The organism is Flavobacterium kingsejongi (assembly GCF_003076475.1).
GTDB lineage: Bacteria > Bacteroidota > Bacteroidia > Flavobacteriales > Flavobacteriaceae > Flavobacterium > Flavobacterium kingsejongi.
In genome coordinates, this window is sequence record NZ_CP020919.1 from 1,870,135 (window position 1) to 1,887,576 (window position 17,442).

13 protein-coding genes and 1 tRNA gene are annotated in these 17,442 nt (G+C 40.1%); 8 read left to right on the forward strand and 6 right to left on the reverse strand.

Going from position 1 to position 17,442, the window contains the following annotated elements; all coding sequences use genetic code 11:
• Nucleotides 1–46 precede the first annotated feature (46 nt).
• From FK004_RS08085 to FK004_RS08100, 4 genes are all read left to right on the forward strand, one after another.
• A complete protein-coding gene (locus FK004_RS08085; RefSeq protein WP_108736807.1) occupies nucleotides 47–1,273 on the forward strand; it encodes a Glu/Leu/Phe/Val dehydrogenase dimerization domain-containing protein in 1,227 nt (408 codons plus the stop codon).
• A gap of 230 nt (nucleotides 1,274–1,503) precedes the next feature.
• Nucleotides 1,504–2,382, forward strand: a complete 879-nt coding sequence (locus tag FK004_RS19180; protein WP_108736808.1) for an energy transducer TonB family protein — start codon at nucleotides 1,504–1,506, stop codon at nucleotides 2,380–2,382.
• A gap of 25 nt (nucleotides 2,383–2,407) precedes the next feature.
• Nucleotides 2,408–3,628 (forward strand): bifunctional folylpolyglutamate synthase/dihydrofolate synthase, encoded by a 1,221-nt coding sequence (locus tag FK004_RS08095; RefSeq protein ID WP_108736809.1) that lies wholly within the window; start codon nucleotides 2,408–2,410, stop codon nucleotides 3,626–3,628.
• A 92-nt stretch (nucleotides 3,629–3,720) separates the two neighbouring features.
• A tRNA-Val gene (locus tag FK004_RS08100) sits at nucleotides 3,721–3,795 on the forward strand.
• A gap of 161 nt (nucleotides 3,796–3,956) precedes the next feature.
• Here FK004_RS08100 and FK004_RS08105 read toward each other — a convergent pair.
• The 3 genes from FK004_RS08105 to FK004_RS08115 form a co-directional block, all read right to left on the reverse strand.
• Nucleotides 3,957–5,399 (reverse strand): FAD-dependent oxidoreductase, encoded by a 1,443-nt coding sequence (locus FK004_RS08105; protein ID WP_108736810.1) that lies wholly within the window; start codon nucleotides 5,397–5,399, stop codon nucleotides 3,957–3,959.
• A gap of 252 nt (nucleotides 5,400–5,651) precedes the next feature.
• Nucleotides 5,652–6,665: a hypothetical protein gene (locus tag FK004_RS08110; RefSeq protein ID WP_157956057.1), complete on the reverse strand. Its 1,014-nt coding sequence runs from the start codon at nucleotides 6,663–6,665 to the stop codon at nucleotides 5,652–5,654.
• A gap of 233 nt (nucleotides 6,666–6,898) precedes the next feature.
• Nucleotides 6,899–7,189 carry a DUF6799 domain-containing protein gene (locus FK004_RS08115; RefSeq protein ID WP_157956058.1) on the reverse strand — a complete coding sequence of 97 codons (291 nt, stop codon included), beginning with the start codon at nucleotides 7,187–7,189 and terminating at the stop codon, nucleotides 6,899–6,901.
• Between the two features lie 368 nt (nucleotides 7,190–7,557).
• Between FK004_RS08115 and FK004_RS08120 the strand changes: the two genes are divergently transcribed.
• Nucleotides 7,558–7,941, forward strand: coding sequence for a VOC family protein (locus FK004_RS08120; protein WP_108736813.1), 384 nt, complete (start codon nucleotides 7,558–7,560; stop codon nucleotides 7,939–7,941).
• Between the two features lie 47 nt (nucleotides 7,942–7,988).
• Here FK004_RS08120 and FK004_RS08125 read toward each other — a convergent pair whose 3' ends face one another.
• Together FK004_RS08125 and gldJ are read right to left on the reverse strand one after the other, a co-directional pair.
• The gene (locus FK004_RS08125) at nucleotides 7,989–9,278 is read right to left on the reverse strand and encodes a UDP-N-acetylmuramoyl-tripeptide--D-alanyl-D-alanine ligase (protein ID WP_108736814.1); all 1,290 of its coding nucleotides are present in this window, start codon (nucleotides 9,276–9,278) and stop codon (nucleotides 7,989–7,991) included.
• 71 nt (nucleotides 9,279–9,349) lie between these two features.
• Nucleotides 9,350–11,020: a gliding motility lipoprotein GldJ gene (gene gldJ, locus FK004_RS08130; RefSeq protein ID WP_108736815.1), complete on the reverse strand. Its 1,671-nt coding sequence runs from the start codon at nucleotides 11,018–11,020 to the stop codon at nucleotides 9,350–9,352.
• Nucleotides 11,021–11,234: 214 nt separating this feature from the next.
• On the opposite strand from gldJ, the gene porU reads away from it, so the two are divergent.
• From porU to cdd, 3 genes are read left to right on the forward strand one after another with little or no spacing between them, the layout of a single operon-like run.
• On the forward strand, nucleotides 11,235–15,134 hold the full coding sequence (gene porU, locus FK004_RS08135; RefSeq protein WP_108736816.1) for a type IX secretion system sortase PorU: 3,900 nt from the start codon (nucleotides 11,235–11,237) through the stop codon (nucleotides 15,132–15,134).
• Nucleotides 15,135–15,173: 39 nt separating this feature from the next.
• Nucleotides 15,174–16,364 carry a type IX secretion system outer membrane channel protein PorV gene (gene porV / locus FK004_RS08140; protein ID WP_108736817.1) on the forward strand — a complete coding sequence of 397 codons (1,191 nt, stop codon included), beginning with the start codon at nucleotides 15,174–15,176 and terminating at the stop codon, nucleotides 16,362–16,364.
• A 9-nt stretch (nucleotides 16,365–16,373) separates the two neighbouring features.
• The gene (gene cdd, locus FK004_RS08145) at nucleotides 16,374–16,856 is read left to right on the forward strand and encodes a cytidine deaminase (RefSeq protein WP_108736818.1); all 483 of its coding nucleotides are present in this window, start codon (nucleotides 16,374–16,376) and stop codon (nucleotides 16,854–16,856) included.
• Nucleotides 16,857–16,955: 99 nt separating this feature from the next.
• On the opposite strand, the gene FK004_RS19185 is transcribed toward cdd, so the two are convergent.
• Nucleotides 16,956–17,318, reverse strand: a complete 363-nt coding sequence (locus tag FK004_RS19185) for a hypothetical protein (protein ID WP_157956059.1) — start codon at nucleotides 17,316–17,318, stop codon at nucleotides 16,956–16,958.
• Nucleotides 17,319–17,442: the final 124 nt, after the last annotated feature.

The window sequence follows — 17,442 nt, forward strand, 5'->3', positions numbered from 1 at the left end:
ACAATTCATTTCTATATTTGTGAAATCTTAAAAACAACGCAGTATAATGAAAGATTTATTAAATAAATTTGAAAATAAAGAGCCAGAAATCATTTTTAACTGGAAAGATGCTGAAACAGAGGCTGAAGGATGGACTGTTATTAACTCTCTGAGAGGTGGTGCTGCCGGTGGTGGAACACGAATGAGAAAAGGCCTTGATATGAATGAAGTGCTTTCCCTTGCTAAAACGATGGAAGTGAAATTTTCAGTGTCTGGTCCTGCCATTGGAGGCGCAAAATCCGGAATCAATTTTGACCCGAATGATCCCCGTAAAAAAGGGGTTTTGCAACGTTGGTATAAAGCTGTGTCTCCACTTTTGAAAAGTTATTATGGCACTGGGGGCGACCTAAATGTAGATGAAATCCATGAGGTGATTCCAATGACGGAAGAATGTGGTGTATGGCACCCACAGGAAGGTGTTTTTAACGGACACTTCAAGCCAACGGAAGCGGATAAAATTAACCGTATTGGACAGTTGCGCCAGGGCGTGGTAAAAGTGATCGAAAATCCTTCCTTCTCTCCGGATGTGGCCAAAAAATATACTGTTGCCGATATGATTACTGGTTATGGTGTGGCGCAGGCCGTACGTCATTTTTATGATATCTATGGTGGTTCTGTAAAAGGCAAAAAAGCCATTGTACAAGGTTTTGGTAATGTGGGTTCAGCAGCGGCATTTTACCTGGCTGATATGGGGGCAAAAGTTGTAGGGATTATCGATAGGGATGGTGGTGTGATTAATGAGGATGGTTTTAGTTTTGAAGAAATCCGTACCTTATTCCTGAATAAAGATGGGAATAAATTAGTAGCTGATAACATGATTCCATTTGAAGAAATCAATCAAAAAATATGGACGATAGGAGCTGAGATCTTTACTCCTTGTGCAGCGTCAAGACTGGTTACTCAAAGTCAGGTCGATAGTATGATCGGTTCAGGACTGGAAGTGATTTCCTGTGGTGCCAATGTTCCTTTCGCTGACAAAGAGATTTTCTTTGGTCCTATTATGGAGCAAATAGATCAAAAGGTAAGCCTGATTCCTGATTTTATTTCCAACTGTGGAATGGCACGTGTATTTGCCTATTTTATGGAGAAAAAAGTACAGATGACTGACGAAGCTATTTTCAATGATACTTCGGATACGATTAAAAATGCCATTGTTAAAGCCCATAGCCTTAGCAGTGCTAAAACAAATATCAGTGCTACAGCATTTGAAATTGCATTAAAACAATTAGTATAATATTCAGTAATAGATTGTTTTCGTTTGTGCATGAAGGAATAATGGGGGATCCTATTGTGAATTTTAAAGATAAACCGATAGATAATTTAATTTGATTATATTCGTTATAGCTATAAACCTGGCTGGTTAGTATTACCAGCCAGGTTTAATTGATTAAAAGCAATTTTAATATGGTATAAGATTTGCTTAAATTTGCAGTAATTAATGAATTTCCAGGCAATACATAAACTATGACTATTTTAAAAACGGAACAGGAAAAAAAATCATTTGGTATAACAGCCCTGCTGTTTGCTATTCTATTACTGGGATTATTCTACCTGAGGTTTGCCAAGAGCTTAGACGTTCCCGAACTGGAAGGTGGTGGAGGCGGTGGCGATATTGCTATAAATTTTGGAGATAGCGATGTAGGATCCGGGACTAATTATGAATCCATGGAAAGTGTACGTCCTGCAGCAAAATCAACTCCAGTAAAAGCGGATGAAGAAGAAATCATTTCACAGGAAAATGAAGATGCTCCCGTAATACAACAAGTCGTAAAAAGAGATAAGCCCAAAGTAGAAACGAAACCTGTGGTAAAAGAACCTGTAAAACCTCAGGCATCCAAATCTACTAATGATGCTTTGGCAAGTATATTGAACAGCTCCAGTAAAGGCGGTGATGGTAATGATGGCATTTCCGGGAATAAAGGAAAAGCCAATGGAGAAGCGAATGCAAGAGGTTACAATGGCGGTGGCGGAAGCGGCACTGGATCCGGTGGCGGTAATGGTAGTGGAGAAGGATTGGGTACCGGAAGTGGTTATGGTAATGGAAATGGTGCGGGACGTGGTAATGGGAATGGAAATTACCAGCTGGCCGGAAGGAAATTCCTTTCGACACCACAACCCAATTATACCTGTAATGAACAAGGAACTGTAGTAGTACAGATTTCGGTGGATAAAAATGGAAAAGTAACCAATGCAGAACCCGGTGTTCGGGGTAGTACAAATTTGGCCAAATGCCTTTTGGATCAGGCTAAAATTGCTGCTATGAATACCAAAGTAAATCCAAGTGCTGATGCACCGGACAAACAAGTCGGGAAAATTATTTATAATTTTAAGCTGACAGAATAAAAGCATTTAAATATTAGACTGAATAATGAATTATCCGGAAACCTTACAGTGGATGTTCAGCCAGTTGCCAATGTACCAGCAACAAGGCGCATCTGCGTACAAAGAGGATTTAACCAATACAATCCTTCTTTCGGATTACCTTGGGAATCCTGAAAAAGGAATGCAATTTATCCATGTTGCCGGGACCAATGGCAAAGGATCAACGTCTCACATGCTGGCTTCTATTTTACAGGAAGCCGGATACAAAGTAGGGCTCTATACTTCACCGCACTTAAAAGACTTCAGGGAACGCATCAAAATTAATGGGAAAGACATTTCCGAATCTTTTGTTTGTGAGTTTATGAATACCCACAAGGCTTTCTTTGAAAAGAACCAGCTTAGTTTCTTCGAAATGACCGTAGGGCTGGCATTTGACTATTTTAAGAAGGAACAGACCGATATCGCCATTATTGAAACCGGTATGGGAGGCCGTCTGGATTCAACCAATATTATTACACCATTACTATCGGTAATTACCAATATCGGATTGGATCATACACAGTTTTTAGGGAATACAATTCCACTGATCGCTGCGGAAAAAGCCGGGATTATTAAACCGGGTATCCCTGTGGTGATTGGGGAGTATACTGCTGAGACAAAAGTAGTATTTGAAAATAAAGCCAATAGTTGTAATGCTCCCATCTTTTTTGCGTCAGACCTGATTGACGAAACAAAGCCTTCGGATCTGTTAGGGGATTATCAGCAATATAATAAGAAAACAGTACTTCAGGCCATACGTGTGCTCCGGGATCTGGATCTTTTTACGATTAGTGAGAAGGATATTGATTCGGGCTTAATGAATGTAGTAAAAAACACAGGACTGCAAGGAAGGTGGCAGCAATTAGGTCTTGCGCCAAAAATCATCTGTGATACAGCCCACAACAAACATGGCCTCGAAATTGTCATGAAGCAAATATTGAACGAAAAATTTGATCAGTTGCACATGGTAATTGGGATGGTAAATGATAAAAATCTCGACGAAGTATTGCCTTTGTTCCCTGAAAAAGCAAAATATTATTTTTGTAAACCCAATGTGCCAAGAGGAATGGATGTTTCCGTTTTACAGGAAAAAGCTGCAGTATACCATCGTGTTGGTTCGGCATTCGATTCTGTTTCAGAAGCTTATGTGGCGGCAGTCGCAGCAGCAGAAAAAGCCGATCTGATTTATGTTGGGGGCAGTACTTTTGTTGTAGCAGAAATTTTATAATTTTTTTCAAAAAATGCTTGCAAATCCCAATTGTTGATGTATATTTGCACACGCAATAACGACAACGAAACACTTGTAAGATTTGTAAAATAGGGCGATTAGCTCAGTTGGTTCAGAGCATCTGGTTTACACCCAGAGGGTCAGGGGTTCGAATCCCTTATCGCCCACAAAAAACTCCTTAAGAAATTAAGGAGTTTTTTTATGCCTTTTTTTTGAAATTTATGGGATGGAAAGTAGTTTTTATTTTGTAGCAAAGAGATACAGTATTTTTTGATGAAATCCAGTAAATTAAACTACCACACACGAAAAGATAGTATAGCTTTTTAAACTACTTTTTCTTTAAGCACCGTCCTCTTGGTTCATCGCCTTCATGAAGTACGATTTCGGAATGTAGGAACGCTGCAGCTTCTGCTGAATCTTGTACTTTGATAGCACTGCGTTCTAACATTTCTGATTCAAAGTCTGTTAATACGCTTTTTCGCAGTCCGGCTTCCCTCCATTCTGATAAAGGTCTGCATCCTTTTGAGATACTTCGTGCTAGTGTAAGGGCGTCCAGCAGAGCCTGATTTGCTCCCTGTCCTTTAAATGGGCTCATGGGATGAGCCGCATCGCCCATCAGCGTTATTGACCCGCTTTTTTGCAACAATCCGGATTCGAGTAATTCCCGATCGTATACTGGGTAGCCAGAGACTTGGGATTCCAGGGTTGCTGCGACAATCTGAGGGATGGGGTCGTGCCATTGCGTTCTGCGGCAGGCTTCTTCCTTGAGTGCGTGAGATCCCTGAGCACTTAATGCCTTAGCTTCTTCTTCAGGCATTGGGAAGCTAAGTTGCCACATCACCGAGTCTGCTGTATACGGCATCATGTAGATGCGCTCATTGCCGTTAGCGGTTTGAAATACAGTAGCTGAGTCCAGTAGGGGATTGGTAAGCCCATCGAGTGCGCTAAGCGGGCAAATGCCCAATATCACAATACATCCCAGATACCGTAGTGGAGTATTATCCTCACCAATCAGCAACCGTCGTACCGAACTGCGGATGCCATCAGCGCCAACCACAAGATCAGCCTTGTAATGCTTTGTCTCTCCATTGACTTGAAAGCTCAGGTCAACACCTTTGTTTCCATGTTCCTTAAAATCGATTAATTGGTGTCCCCACTGTACTTTAGTATGTCCGCCGAGTTGCTCCAGTAATGCTAAGCGCAAAGATTGCCGGGCTATATGCACGTTGGTGCGTTTCGAGAATGTTTTCGCGTCTGATTCCACCCACTTTCTGATGCCCCATTCTCCAATTACTTTTCCTTCTGTCGTATGTACTACATGCCTTGTGGAAATTACCCCTTCATCCAATGAGAAAATACCCAATCCTTCTATCGCTTTACTGGCTTGTTGTAGCGTGAGGCCGTAGCCTTGTGATCGGGTGTTAAAGTTGTTGTCGCGTTCATAAAGGGAAAAAGGGATTCCGCGGTGCAAACAGGCAACAGCTAATGCTACACCTCCTATGCCCCCGCCAATAATAGCAACATGAGGATAGTTTTCCGGATCTGCTATAGGAGGAGTAGCAGAATGAACCAATCCAGATCCATTACAATTCAGGCAGGTATGGAGGTGCCCCTTAGGGCGAACGGGGGCTGTTCCTACACCTTGCGTTTTTTCAAACTGATTAAGTTCCCTCTTGTAGCGGAGACGTGCTTTATTGCTGAGTCCTCTGCTTTTTTTGCCGCGCCCCTGGCATTCCTGGCAAATAGTCCAGTTTGCTTCTTTATTTTCCACTTTTTCTCTTCCTCTTTATTTTGTGTAAGCTTAAAGCAAAGATTACCAGTGCAAAATTACTTAAGAAAACTTCGAATGCAACTGAATTAGCAATTATTATAAACCTATACTGAATGCTACGATATTTTTAGCCTGAAGAAGTGATTGGTATATTCCTAAAATGCAACAACCTCCAAGGAGCTGATCGCTCTTGGAGGTTGATATAGATAGAATTGTAGTGGAAATTGTAGTAATTTTCAGCGATTATGATTCTTATCTTTTTGGTTTGTAAATTTTCATTGCTACGTCCATAAACTGATTTTTTGAATTTAGAATATAGCTGGTTGTCATGGTTCTATTGTGTTCAATTTCATACTCGATAATATTTTCGAGGCTGCTATAATAGAGGCCTTCAAACTTATTTTTTGGACTGAATTTTATTTTCCATTGCATTGTTGTTAAATCCAATAGTCCCGAATTTGTAGTGTCCTTAATTAATGCATACCCGGTTGATGTCTCGAAATTACTCCAGCCATAAGGATATTGCTCAAAAACTTCCGGAAGGCTTCTGTTTTCCAAAAGTGATTTAAAAGTATATTTCTTATCGGCATTTTCAATTAAAAACCAAATATCGGTATCACTTTTATAATTGTATTTTGTGTAGGGATATTTTTTTAAATTTTCAAAGCCTGGCATAAGCTGTCCATTTTGTCGGATAATACTACAGTGATCCTTTTCTCCTACAATAGCAAAATACTGATCTTTAAAGACTAATATCTTAATGATGGTCGATTCATTTTCTTTTGGATCATAAAATCGCTCATTAAAATAAGTCAATTCATTATTTGAATTGACTTCAAAGCCAGTAATGTCATTTTTTATAAAAGCGGCGGCATTTTTATTATTGGATCGGTTACCTGCAGCCTCAGATATAGTATAATTACTGGGTCTCAGGCCTTCGGTTTCATAATTTTTTACAGAACTATTAATTGTGACATCGCACCCATTGTCACTGCCATTTGTTTCCAGTTCATAGTAAAGTTTGAGTTTTGGATTGAAAAATTTTGGTCCTTTTAACGTAGGCTCAGTGACTATTTTTCCATCGTTTTTATTAAAATAGCCCCACTTTTCATTCTTGGAAGAATAATAAGGTATGAGCTCATTGGAGTTGTAGGTTTTCATTTTCGCAATTAGCAGGCTGTTTATTTTTTTCTCACAGCTTTCTTCTTGCGCTGTCGCGAACGGATTGAAAATTATAAGCGTAAAAAATAGTACTAGTTGTTTCATTTTGGCATTGGATACAATTCGTTTTATTTGGAAAGAATCATCAAACACTTGTTTAAGTATTTACGATAAAACGAATTGGCTTTTGGGTTAGTTGTATGTGTAAGCAAATTTTTTGCTGGGCGAATATAGAATTATTTTGAGTAATATCGCTACAACTATTACAGTACTAACAATAAAAAAATGCCCTGTTTATAAAAACAGGACATCTTTAAATGAAAAAAATCGAAAACTACCTATTTGGTCATTTTCGATTCCTTAGTCATCATCTTTGTCATTTTTTCTTTTTTCGGCATCATCATTCCGTCCATGTCCACCATATCGCCATTTTTCATCATCATGGTTTTGCCATCTTTCATGGTAACCATGCCTTTTGTGGAAACCATGGTTCCATTGGCCATATTCATGTCTTTGTCCATCATCATTTTTTTGCCATCTTTCATGACCATCATTTTGCCGTCCATCATCATGACGTGGTCTTTCATTTTTTGTTCCTTCATTTCTTTTTTCATTTTTTCTTTTTGCATGTTGTCTGTTTGTGCAACTGCGCCAAGAGAAAATGTTACGGCTGCTACTAGTAATAAGAATTTTTTCATGTGAGATTGAGATTAGGTTGGTATTATTAAATGTGTATATTTATATGATTAAAGTTAGTAAATATTTATTTTACATGCTTATTTTTTAAATATAATTTATTTAGAATTTTTTCACCATGTTTTTTATCAAAAATAGTTGCAATCTCAGGTGTTTTAGAAAGCAATTTTACTTATTTAGTCCGTTTTTATACTGTTAAGCTAACTATTAGATGCTGTTTCCAAATAGGTAGAGATGGCTCCTTACTTTATTTTGTTTCAAAAAACATATTAGTTAACTTCATGGTACTAATTTCAATGTTATGGAAATTCAAAATTTAGACCATGTGGTATTGACTGTCGCAGATCTCACTGTAACCTGTAATTTTTACCAGGAAGTTTTAGGGATGGAAGTACTAACATTTGGAGGTGGGCGCAAGGCTTTAAGATTTGGAAACCAAAAAATAAATCTGCACCAAAAAGGATACGAGATACAGCCTGCTGCTGCTTTTCCAACAAAAGGATCTGCTGATCTTTGTTTTATTGCGATAACGCCTATATCGGAAATACTAACAGAATTATATCAAAAGGGAATTGCTGTGCTGGAGGGTGGAGTTGTACAGCGTACCGGTGCTATGGGGAAGATGGCTTCAGTATATTTTCGCGATCCCGATCTTAATTTGATAGAAGTTAGCAATTATCGATGATACACAAAGCCCCCATTAGTATCCTAATGGGGGCTTTGTGTAGAGTGTTATTCTGGCAGGAGTTGGAGGCAGCGCTCTAACGCCATACCGCGGGATCCTTTTATAAGGATAAAATGATCTGTAATGACGTGGGCTTTTAGTGCTTCTGCGACTGCTTCAAACGTGCTGAAAAACTTAAAATGAGGTAAGGATATATTTTGGCTATAAAAATCATGGCCTACAAAATAAACCAATATGTCCTTCGTCTCAATCAATAGATCGATAATGTTTTGATGTTCCTGCAAGCTTTCCGAACCGAGTTCGAACATATCGCCCAAAATCATCATTTTATTGGCTTGCTCCAGTTGGATGAAATTTTCTATCGCCGCTTTCATACTGCTTGGATTGGCATTATAAGCATCAAGGATGATTTCATTGGTGTTTTTGCGGATCAGCTGTGAGCGATTGTTTGTAGGAGTGTAGTGCTCAATGGCATCTTTAATTTCCGCATCGCTGATGTTAAAATAATGTCCAATAGTAATGGCAGCGTTAATGTTGTTGGCATTGTACAATCCGATAAGGTGTGAATTAACCGTAGTATGATTAAAGGTAATGCTTACTAAGGGAGTTGTTTGTATATCGTAGATCGAAATGCCTGCTTCGGGATTGCGGTAGCCAAACGTAAAACGGCGCATGGCTTTTGTTTTGGAGTCCTGTAACGCATCATCCAGGTTAACAAAAACGACTTTATCCTGCTGCATAAGATAATCATACATTTCACTTTTGCCTTTAATGACACCTTCAATTCCACCAAAGCCTTCCAGGTGTGCTTTTCCAAAATTGGTAATATACCCAAAATCAGGAGTTGCAATGGTGCAGAGGAATTCGATTTCTTTTTGGTGATTGGCACCCATTTCTACGATTCCGATTTCTGTCGAAGCATCAAATGAAAGCAAGGTCAGGGGTACGCCGATATGGTTGTTTAGGTTTCCTACTGTGGCTTTTACATTGTATTTCTTTGATAATACCACATTGATCAATTCTTTGGTGGTGGTTTTTCCATTACTGCCTGTGAGTGCAATGATGGGAAGTCCAAGATAGGTACGGTGAAAGCGTGCTAATTCCTGGAGTGTTTCGAGACTGTTGTCTACAAGAATCGTCCTTTCATCAATATAATAGTCTTTGTTATCAACGATCACATAGGAAGCTCCTTTTGTAAGGGCTTCGGCAGCAAAGGTATTGGCGTCAAAATTGTCACCTTTTAATGCGACAAAGAGAGCGTTATCGCCAATCTTTCGGGTATCGATAGATAGGGAATGGCAGGTTAGGAATAAAGAATGAATTGCTTGAATATCCATTGTAATTGTTTTAAAACAATAAAAGCCCTAATGAAAGGGCTTTTATTTGTAAGTATGAATGTTGTGAAATACTAGTTTCTAGCTTTCTTTTTACCATCTGATTTTGGACCTACTCTTGACATTGCGCAACGGAATCCGATATCATCAGTTGCCATATCTTGTGGGTAGTATCTTCTTTGTGCAGGGTCTAACCAGTAGGCTCTGTCTCTCCAGGATCCACCTTTGTAAACTCTTACGTTATCATTGATTAACGTTGTTCTTGAAGAAGAATGGTCGTATTTACGAACCATGTTTCCTAAACTGTCAGTTACAACTTTGTGCTCAGGAGAATCATACATTCTTTTAGAATCATCTAATTTATCTCCTTCTTCTGAAGAACCAAAATCAAAATAGCGTGTTGATTGTTTGTCACCATCACGGTAGTTTCGGTTATCACTTTTGTCAAAGTTTTGTCTCAGGTACGTTTCTTTGTCATCAATTGGCACTTGTGCAATTTGTCCCGGTAAATTTCTTGCGATAATTCTTCCGTTACTTAAAGTGTCATACTGGATGTCTGCAGAAGTTACAATTTCTGCTTTTCCATCTTCTCCAATTTTGTTTTTCATGTAAACGTTACCCCTGTAGTAATTGAAGTCATTCGCTTCATCATCTACCATAGGTCGGTAAACATCGGCAACCCATTCGGAAACGTTACCAGCCATATCATAAAGGCCAAAGTCATTAGCAGCATAAGATTTTACTTTTGCAGTAATATCAGCACCATCATCAGACCATCCAGATACGCCTCCGTAATCCCCTTTTCCTTGTTTAAAGTTGGCCAATTGGTCTCCTTTATATTTTCTTTTTCCAGAACGGGTGTATTGACCACTCCATGGGTATTTCTTTTTACCTCTGTAAAGGTTGTATTCTCTTGTGCCTACTAAAGCCAATGCTGCAAATTCCCATTCTGCTTCTGTTGGAAGCCTGTATTCTGGTAAAATGATTCCAGAAGTTCTTTGGGCATAAACATTTTTAGCATCTTCTTTATTGGCTAATTTGTTACGTTGTCCTTTTAATACGATTTCCTCGTTTCCACCATACGCTTTGGTTGGTGCATTAAGGTAAGTTTCAGTATTAAAACTGCTTTCTCCGGTTACATCAACCGTTTTAGCATCTCTTTTTAAATAACCTTCACGCTCTAAAACTGCCTCGTTCACACGGTCTGTTCTCCATTTGCTGAATTCTACAGCCTGGATCCAGTTCACTCCAACTACAGGATAATCTCCGTAAGCCGGGTGTCTTAGGTAGTTGTTTGTCATGGTTTCATTGTAACCAAGACGGTCTCTCCATACTAATGTATCCGGTAGAGCCCCTACGTAAATGTTTTTATAGTTTTCATCTTCTGGTGGGAAAACACGTTTCAACCAATCCAGATATTCCATGTACATTTTATTGGTAACTTCCGTTTCATCCATGTAAAATGATTGTACATGCTGTTGGTTCGGTGAGTTATTCCAATCGTGCATAACATCATCCTGCACTCTACCCATCGTAAAAGTTCCACCCTCTACTAATACAAGACCAGGAGCAGTTTCCTGTTTCTTGAACTTCGAGTTGTACTGGAATCCGCCTTTTTTGTCATTGATCTTCCAACCGGTAGCATTCGATGCGTTAGAACCGGAATTTTTACTACAACTAGTAAAACCTAAGGTTATTGCTACCGCTAGCAACATCTTAAAAGCCATAATTTTGTTGATTTTCATACTTTCAGTAGGTAATAAATTTGTGCCGCAATATAATAATTAACCATTAAACTACAACATGTTTTTTTTAATTAGCGAAAAAAGTTAATAATTTTCTGTTAAATGCCTTTTTAATAGAACGCAAATTTAATATAAATATTATAGGATAGATTACTCTAAATAAATTATTTTTACTTTTTGTAATATTTAACATTTAACCACGTTATTCACATTAATGAAAAATGCCATTGCCTTACTTTTAAGCTTTTATTCGTTCGTTTCTGTCGCTCAGGTACAGGGCAATGTCGTTATAGAATGGAAAGATAACGGGAAATTTTCTTCAGAGAACTCCAGTTATACGATGCTGCAGTTTGCTTCCGATAATTTTTATTTTGATGATACAAAAATGCAAATTTTCTATCGTCTTTCTATTCCGGCAACTTCTGATGCCCAGGAAAGTTCACTGCAAATCACCAATATTACCTACGAAACTATCAGTAATCAGCAATTGGGGAACTTGTCTTCTGCCAATTTGCCCACAACGTCTAAAGCTACTATTTCCAATCATCTTGCCCGGGACTATCGGTATGTTGCACTGAGCCTTTCTCCTATCATTAAAGAAGGGGGGGCGGTGCGAAGAATAAAATCGTTTACCTATTCCTTTAATTATGGTGCGGCAGCACGATCGGCGATTCAGAATACCACAATGAGCGCGAACAGTATATCAAATTCTGTACTGGCAAGCGGCGATTGGTATCGGTTTTATGTGGAAAAGTCGGGAGTATACAGGATTTCTAAAAGTTTTTTACAGAGCCTCGGGATGAATACGGATAATGTTGATCCCCGCAGGCTTAAGATTTTTGGACATGGCGGAAGGATGGTGCCCTTATCCAATAGTGTAGCTTATCCTTTAGATCCGTTGGAAAATCCGATTACAGTAGTGGGTGAAAATGATGGTGTTTTTAATAATGAAGATTATATCCTGTTTTATGCAGAGGGTCTCGATAACTGGAGTCGTGAAAACGGTACCCACAATAACCTGTACAGTTCACGGTCCTATTATTATGTTACCGCCAGTGGCGATATGGGAAGCAGAATCACACCGATGAATCCGCTAACCAATAATCCGGCTACCATGACGGTAGCTGCTTTTGATGATTATCAGTACCATGAGGTGGACAAGGAAAATATCGTTCGGTTGGGGCGTCAGTGGTTTGGGGAGAATTTTACAATTGAAAGTGAACAGCTATTTACGTTTAATGTGCCCAATGTTGTGGCATCCGTTCCGGTAAAAATAGATGTTGTGGCTGCAGCAGTGTCTTATACGGCCACTTCTTTTGCAGTAAAAGCGAACGGGCAGGCGGTAGGAAGTGTCGATATTCAGGCACTCTCAGCCGGAGCACCGACCATCCATGCTTATGAGCGGAAAATGACGGGAAGTTTTACTACCGCAACCGATGAAATTAAAATAGGGCTCAACTATAATAATAATGGGGTGCCCAATTCTGTAGGGTACCTGGATTATATCGCGCTAAAAGCAAAAAGAAACCTGCAGGGAATTGGGAAACAGTTTCGGTTTCAGGTGGATGATGCAGCGACCAATATTGGGATCATACAATATAATGTGGCGAATGCTTCAGGGATTAACCTTATTTGGGATATTACCGATATTCATAATGTCACCAAGGCGGAGGTTAATGGGCAATCTGTTTTTTCCTTTAAAGCCGTTTTGGGCGAAGTGCGCAATTACATCGCGATAGATCCCAACGATTATTATGCGCCTTTGAAAGAATCGCAGTCCAGGGTAGCGAATCAAAACCTGAAAGGTACTATTCTAAAGAACAACCAGGGACTTATTGAAGATGTGGATTATTTGATCATAACCCCTTCGGCATTGAATTCCCAGGCAGAGCGACTGGCGAATTTTCACAGATCCAACTCCGGGCTCAATGTGCGTGTAGTGAACCTGGAAAATATCTATCAGGAATTTTCTTCCGGTAAGCAGGATGTGGGGGCGATCCGTAATTTTGTAAAGTATGTGTACAATAATGCCTCTTCGCCTTCCAGAAGGGTAAAATACCTGAATCTCTTTGGAGATGCTTCTTTTGATTATAAGGACAGGATCCCGAATAATACCAATATCGTTCCCATATTCCAGAGTTTTAACCCTGCGGAAAATGATAACCTGTCCAATAATCCAACCATGTTTTCTTCGTTTACCACTTTTGCTTCCGATGATTTTTATACCATCACCGGAGATAATAGCGGGATATTGGCGATGACCGGTTCTGACGCACTTGATATTGCTGTTGGGCGTATGCTGGTGAGTTCAGTATCTCAGGCTGCGGAAATGGTGAGTAAGGTAATTGATTACCACGATAGTAAATCCTATGGGAAGTGGCGTAATAATTTTGTGCTGATGTCCGATGATGTGGACCGGGAATCTGATGCCAGCTTGCAATTCAGGCTGGATAATCTTGGGGAAGTTTTAGCGGCACAAAAGCCTTTTATCAATGTCAAAAAAATACATTCCGATTCCTATGTACAGGAAAGTTCGGCGGGTGGCCAACGGTATCCTGCAGTTCGGCAGGAATTTATAAACTCTTTTGAACAGGGCGCTTTGGTATTCAATTATATGGGGCATGGTGGTGAAGACGGCCTTGCCAGCGAACGTTTGTTTGAAAAATCAGATGCACAAAATCTGAGCAATCAGTATAAATATCCACTATTCATTACGGTGACTTGCGAATTTACGCGCTTTGATAACCCGTACCGACCTACGGCCGGCGAATATACTTATTGGAATCCCAGAGGTGGCGCAGTGGCGCTGATCACGACTACCCGGGAAATCGGTGTAGGGACGGCGCTTGATTTTAATGACCGCCTTTCGGGGATCTTGTTTTCATACGGTAACGATACCTATCCTACTATTGCTGAAGCATTGCGGCTATCCAAAATGGGAACCAGTAGTAATGAAGTGACCCGTATGGTTTTTTGTATCGGTGATCCGGCACTGAAGCTGGCAATACCCAAACCTAAAGTGATCCTGACCAAAATTAATGACAATCCCGTGGCTACAGCTACAGATGTGCTACAGTCTTTGTCTTATGTAAAATTAGCAGGACAGGTAACTGACGAGAATGGAACGCTGCTGACAGGGTACAACGGCGACCTGGCAGTGAATATATATGATAAGCGCATCGACAGGGTAACGCTGGGCAATGACGGCTATACGCCTACTGGTGGGACTTTATTGATTATGAATTTTAAAACACTCGGGGAGACTATTTTTCGTGGAAATGCTTCGGTGGCCAACGGGCAGTTTGAGTTTGGTTTTGTAGTCCCAAGGGATATCAGGATTCCGGTAGGAGAAGGGCGTGTGAGTTTTTATGCTAAAAAAGACACACCGCTGCAGGATCAGACCGGATATAATACTACTATTAAGTTAGGAGGCGTAAATTTAAATGCGCCGGTGGACAATACGCCGCCAACTGTGAAGTTATATATGAACGATACCTCATTTGTGTCAGGAGGGATTACCAACGATTCACCAATATTCCTGGCATTCCTGTTTGATGAAAACGGGATGAATACGGCCAGTGGTATCGGGCATGATATGGTAGCGATCCTGGATGGGGACGAAACGAATCCGTATATACTGAATGATTATTACGAAACCACCCTGGATGATTATAAAAATGGAAAAACACGCTATCCGTTCCGGAATCTGGCGGTAGGCCTCCATACCATACTGTTTAAGGCATGGGATGTTTATAATAATCTGGTTACGGCAGAGATACAGTTTGTGGTGGTAGGTGATGATGAGTTGAAACTGGAGAATGTGCTGAATTATCCCAATCCGTTTGTGAGTTATACCGAATTTTGGTTTTCCCATAACCGCCCATTTGAACCGCTGGAAGTGCAGGTACAAGTGATGACGGTGACTGGTAAAATTGTATGGACAAAAAACCAGGTGGTCACTACGACCGGGTTTTTATCCCGCGAAATTACCTGGGACGGCCGCGATGACTTTGGCGATAGGATTGGAAAAGGAGTTTATATTTATAAACTTACGGTAAAGTCGACCTTAACAAATAAAAAGACAGAAAAGTTTGAGAAACTTGTAATACTTTAAGAAAACGCTATATTTGTTCCATAAATTTTCAAAATCACCATGAAAAAATTATCACTATTAATTATTTGCCTGCTAAGCCTCCAGGCGGTTAGGGCACAGGATAATAACCGGGCCATTACGACCGGGGTTCCATTCTTGCTTATTCCTGCGGATGCCCGTGCAGCCGGTATGGGAGATGTGGGTGTTGCTACTTCAACAGACGCCTTCTCGCAACAATATAACCCTGCTAAATATGCCTTCGCTCTGGATGAGCAAGGGCTCTCTGTAAGTTATACGCCGTATCTTACGGCTATCGTAAATGATATTTCTCTCGGACAGGTAACTTATTATAATAAGATCAACGAACGAAGTGCCTTTGCGGGTAGTCTTCGCTACTTTGGACTGGGTGAAATTCAGTTGACCAATGAAAATGGGGATGCATTACAAACAGTAAATCCAAATGAATTTGCAATAGATTTATCCTATTCCTTAAAGCTGGGCGAACGTTTTTCTATGGCAGTTGCCGGAAGATACATCCGTTCCAATCTAAAAATTCCGGATGATAATAACGATGCTTCTGCCGGAAATTCCTTCGCGGTTGACGTGGCAGGATACTATCAGTCAGAGCAAATTGCTTATGATGATTTTGACGGAAGATGGCGTGCCGGTTTTAACTTCCAGAACATGGGCCCAAAAATCAGCTATGATAATGATGAGTTCAGCAGTAATTTCCTGCCTGCGCAAATGAAATTAGGGGGAGGATTTGATTTTATTTTTGACGAATATAATAAACTGGGCCTAACCGTAGAGGTGAACAAGCTGATGGTACCAACACCTCAGAAACCAGAATACATAGATCTTGATGGAGACGGAGTGATATCACCTTCTGAAATTTCAACCGCAATTTCAACGAATAACGATAACTATCGTAAAATTGGATGGGTTTCTGGGATTTTTAAATCCTTTGGAGATGCTCCAGATGGATTAAAGGAAGAGCTTAAGGAGTTTACTTATGCTGTTGGAGCGGAATACACCTACCAGGATTCGTTCTCTTTGCGAACCGGTTACTTTAATGAAAATCAAACTAAAGGAGCCCGTAAATACTTTACCCTTGGAGCCGGATTTAAATATTCCTCTGTGAAAGTAGATGTCTCTTATTTATTCTCTGCATCCAAAGTACAAAACCCATTAGAAAACACCTTACGTTTCTCACTGACCTTCAATTTTGGAGATAAGTATGAAGAATACTAGATTTAATACATGAAAAAAATAACGATTCCGGTGAATTTCACGGTTTTTGATTCCCTGGAAGAACTGCCTGCAACGGTGCGGACTTTGATGGAAGAGGCTGTTGCAATCCGAAAAAAAGCATATGCTCCTTATTCTAAATTCAGGGTTGGTGCTGCCATTCAGCTTGACAATGGGAAAGTAGTAGTGGGATCCAATCAGGAAAATGCAGCATATCCCTCCGGGCTTTGTGCAGAAAGGGTTGCGATTTTCCAGGCAGGAGCACTTTATCCGGATGCCAAAATGCTAACAATGGCGATCTCGGCAACATCGGATAACAAACCTGTAGTATCGCCTATTCCGCCATGTGGTGCCTGCCGGCAATCAATTGCAGAATATGAAACCCGACAGGATGTGCCCATTGTAATGTATTTTATGGGGGAAACCGGAGAAATATACCAATCCGATTCCTTGCAGAACCTGTTGCCTTTTGTGTTTGATAAAAATCATCTGTAAACAATACAATAAAAATAGTACCAAAATCCCGCTTTCTATAGGAAGGCGGGATTTTTTTTTGGTCTTTACTGTAGTAGTTGAAGTTGGTTTTTCTGCATGTTATAGTGGGGTTTGTGCTAAGGTTTTGGTTTTGTAGGATAATGGTCCTGCTACTGTGACATGAAGCTTAGGTAACGCGACAAGAAGCAAAGAAGGTGTGACAAGAAGCGTAGAAGGCGTGACAAGAAGCAAAGAAGGTGTGGCAAGAAGCATAGAAGGCGTGACAAGAAGCAAAGAAGGTGTGGCAAGAAGCATAGAAGGCGTGACAAGAAGCAAAGAAGGCGTGGCAAGAAGCAAAGAAGGCGTGACAAGAAGCAAAGAAGGCGTGACAAGAGGTAAAGAGGGCGTGACAAGAAGCGTAGAAGGCGTGGCAAGAAGCAAAGAGGACGTGACAAGAAGCAAAGAGGACGTGACAAGAAGCATAGAAGGTGGGAGTAGTCGTTAGATTGTGTAAACGTAGAAATTGATTTTAATTTGATTTGAGATTTTAAGGCTTAGCCAAAAAACAACAGATCATTAAGTATAGAATTTAAAAGAACTACATTTA

Bases quoted from the DNA above. Each gene is read 5' to 3' on its own strand.
- FK004_RS08110 (WP_157956057.1), bottom strand. From the start codon at position 6,665: ATGAAACAACTAGTACTATTTTTTACGCTTATAATTTTCAATCCGTTC.
- cdd (WP_108736818.1), top strand. From the start codon at position 16,374: ATGAAAAAAATAACGATTCCGGTGAATTTCACGGTTTTTGATTCCCTG.
- porU (WP_108736816.1), top strand. From the start codon at position 11,235: ATGAAAAATGCCATTGCCTTACTTTTAAGCTTTTATTCGTTCGTTTCT.
- FK004_RS08125 (WP_108736814.1), bottom strand. From the start codon at position 9,278: ATGGATATTCAAGCAATTCATTCTTTATTCCTAACCTGCCATTCCCTA.
- FK004_RS08095 (WP_108736809.1), top strand. From the start codon at position 2,408: ATGAATTATCCGGAAACCTTACAGTGGATGTTCAGCCAGTTGCCAATG.
- porV (WP_108736817.1), top strand. From the start codon at position 15,174: ATGAAAAAATTATCACTATTAATTATTTGCCTGCTAAGCCTCCAGGCG.
- FK004_RS08120 (WP_108736813.1), top strand. From the start codon at position 7,558: ATGGAAATTCAAAATTTAGACCATGTGGTATTGACTGTCGCAGATCTC.
- FK004_RS08115 (WP_157956058.1), bottom strand. From the start codon at position 7,189: ATGCAAAAAGAAAAAATGAAAAAAGAAATGAAGGAACAAAAAATGAAA.
- gldJ (WP_108736815.1), bottom strand. From the start codon at position 11,020: ATGAAAATCAACAAAATTATGGCTTTTAAGATGTTGCTAGCGGTAGCA.
- FK004_RS08085 (WP_108736807.1), top strand. From the start codon at position 47: ATGAAAGATTTATTAAATAAATTTGAAAATAAAGAGCCAGAAATCATT.
- FK004_RS19180 (WP_108736808.1), top strand. From the start codon at position 1,504: ATGACTATTTTAAAAACGGAACAGGAAAAAAAATCATTTGGTATAACA.
- FK004_RS19185 (WP_157956059.1), bottom strand. From the start codon at position 17,318: ATGCTTCTTGTCACGTCCTCTTTGCTTCTTGTCACGTCCTCTTTGCTT.